Origin of the sequence: Candidatus Protofrankia californiensis (assembly GCF_900634765.1) — a bacterium.
In the GTDB taxonomy this organism is placed as follows: domain Bacteria; phylum Actinomycetota; class Actinomycetes; order Frankiales; family Frankiaceae; genus Protofrankia; species Protofrankia californiensis.
Genome location: NZ_CAAAFT010000427.1, coordinates 1 through 2,197, shown reverse-complemented (window position 1 = coordinate 2,197; position 2,197 = coordinate 1). Strand labels below are relative to the sequence as shown.

Sequence of the window (2,197 nt, the reverse complement as noted above, 5' to 3'; positions counted from 1 at the left end):
TGTGACGAGACCCCCGGCCGCGCGGGAAGAACCATGATCGCTCTGCCTCCGGCCGGCTAGGATGGCGTGGGAGGAGGCATACGATGGTTGCGCTACGTAGCAGACGTGAGGACCGGACGCTGCTGGTGGCGGCCTGGGTGCTGGTTGTCACCGTGCTCGTACTCGGTGTCGTGGCGGTGGCGCCCATCCTGATCATATGGGGCGTCCTCGGTGTCGGCGCGGCCGTGTTCGCCACCCGGATCCACCTGCGTGACACCCGGGCCCGCCGTCTGGAGGGTCAAGGGCGGCACGATCACGGTTCTTCCGCGCCGCCGGAGGCTCAAGTCCCCGGGTCGCTGGGAGTCAGCGACCAGACGCAAGCCGCACCGGCGGCGCACGCGGAGGAGCCGGCCGACCCGGATTCCGGTTCCCCATCAGTACAGGCAGACGCGGTTGAACAGGAGCACGTGCGTTGACACCCTCGGCCACCACGGCGGCCACCACCCCCACCTTCGACGACGCCGTCGCTCGCTACGAGCCGGTGATCGGGCTGGAGACGCACGTCGAGCTCGGCACCGCCTCGAAGATGTTCTGCGGATGTTCCACCGTGTTCGGGGCGGATCCCAACACCCAGGTATGCCCGACGTGTCTGGGGCTGCCCGGCTCGCTACCGGTGGTCAACGAGGCCGCCGTCCGGTTCGCCGTGATGATCGGCCTGGCGCTCAACTGCTCGGTCTCGCCATGGTGCCGCTTCGCGCGCAAGAACTACTTCTACCCGGACATGCCGAAGAACTTCCAGATCAGCCAGTACGACGAGCCGCTGTGCGAGAACGGCTGGCTCGACGTGGAGGTCGACGGGAAGATCCACCGGGTCGGCATCACCCGCGTCCACATGGAGGAGGACACCGGCAAGTCCCTGCACGTCGGCGGGGCCACCGGGCGCATCCACGGGGCCACGCACTCGCTGGTCGACTACAACCGGGCCGGCATTCCATTGATCGAGATCGTCACTGAGCCGGACGTCCGTTCGCCCGAGGTTGCCCGCGCCTACGTCGACGAGCTGCGCGAGCTGTGCCGTGCGCTCACCGTCTCCGACGTCCGGATGGAGCAGGGTTCGCTGCGCTGCGACGCCAACGTGTCGCTGCGGCCGCGTACCGCGCCCGGCGAGCCCGCCGCGCCCTACGGCACCCGGTCCGAGACCAAGAACCTCAACTCGCTGCGGTCGGTGGAACGGGCGGTCCGGCACGAGATCGTCCGGCAGGCCACCCGGTTGGATGCGGGCCTTCGGGTCGTCCAGGAGACCCGGCACTTCGACGAGGCGTCCGGGACGACGTCGACCGGGCGCTCCAAGGAGGAGGCGACCGACTACCGGTACTTCCCCGAACCCGACCTCACACCGCTGGCGCTGACCCACGAGTACGTCGACGCCGTCCGGGCGACCATTCCGGAGCTGCCGGCGCAGCGCCGCGCACGCCTTGCCGGTGACTACGGGTTCACGCCCACCGACATCGTGAACATGCGCAACGCCGGCGTCCTCGACCTGGTCGAGGAGACCATCGCGGCGGGGGCGGCGGTCGAGGCCGCCCGCAAGTGGTGGCTGAACGAGCTCGCGCGCCGGGCCGCCGACGCCGGCGTGACTCCGACAGGCCTCGCGATCGGGCCCTTCGACGTCGCCCGTATCACGGAAATGATCGCCGATGGTGACCTGACCGACGCTCTCGCCCGCACCGTCATCGACGGCGTCCTCGCCGGTGAGGGGACTCCCGACGAGGTGGTGGCCGGTCGTGGCCTCAAGCTCGTGTCGGACGACGGCGCGCTCACCGAGGCGGTCGACGCGGTCATCGCCGCCCAGCCGGCCATCGCCGACAAGGTGCGGGGTGGCAAGGTGAACGCGGTGGGCCCGCTGGTCGGCGCGGTCATGAAGGCCATGAAGGGCCAGGCGGACCCGGGTACCGTGCGCAAACTCCTGCTGGAGCGCCTCGGCCAGTAGTGCCCCGGCATCCCTTCTGGCTTCTGGCGCCCACAGTCGATCTTCCGCTCACAGCCACCGAAACCTGTAGGTGAAAACCGTCACTGTGGCGACGATTTTCACCTACAGGCACGGAAGGCGTAGGTGGAAACCATCGTGGTAGCAGCGGTTTCCACCTACGCCTTCCGTTGATGGTTCACGGCGCGTCGAGGAGTGGTGTCCGGTCAATCCTTCGTAAGCTTGTCGACG

2 protein-coding genes are annotated in these 2,197 nt (G+C 68.8%); both read left to right on the top strand.

Annotated elements, in window-relative coordinates; all coding sequences use genetic code 11:
• Positions 1-83 precede the first annotated feature (83 nt).
• Positions 84-455: a hypothetical protein gene (locus DD1DGNOD_RS21940; RefSeq protein WP_131768385.1), complete on the top strand. Its 372-nt coding sequence runs from the start codon at positions 84-86 to the stop codon at positions 453-455.
• The gene (gene gatB, locus DD1DGNOD_RS21935; protein WP_131768384.1) at positions 452-1,969 is read left to right on the top strand and encodes an Asp-tRNA(Asn)/Glu-tRNA(Gln) amidotransferase subunit GatB; all 1,518 of its coding nucleotides are present in this window, start codon (positions 452-454) and stop codon (positions 1,967-1,969) included. The genes DD1DGNOD_RS21940 and gatB overlap by 4 nt, the downstream gene beginning before the upstream one ends.
• Positions 1,970-2,197: the final 228 nt, after the last annotated feature.

Coding starts and splice junctions, on each gene's coding strand:
- DD1DGNOD_RS21940 (WP_131768385.1), top strand. CDS start 84: ATGGTTGCGCTACGTAGCAGACGTGAGGACCGGACGCTGCTGGTGGCG.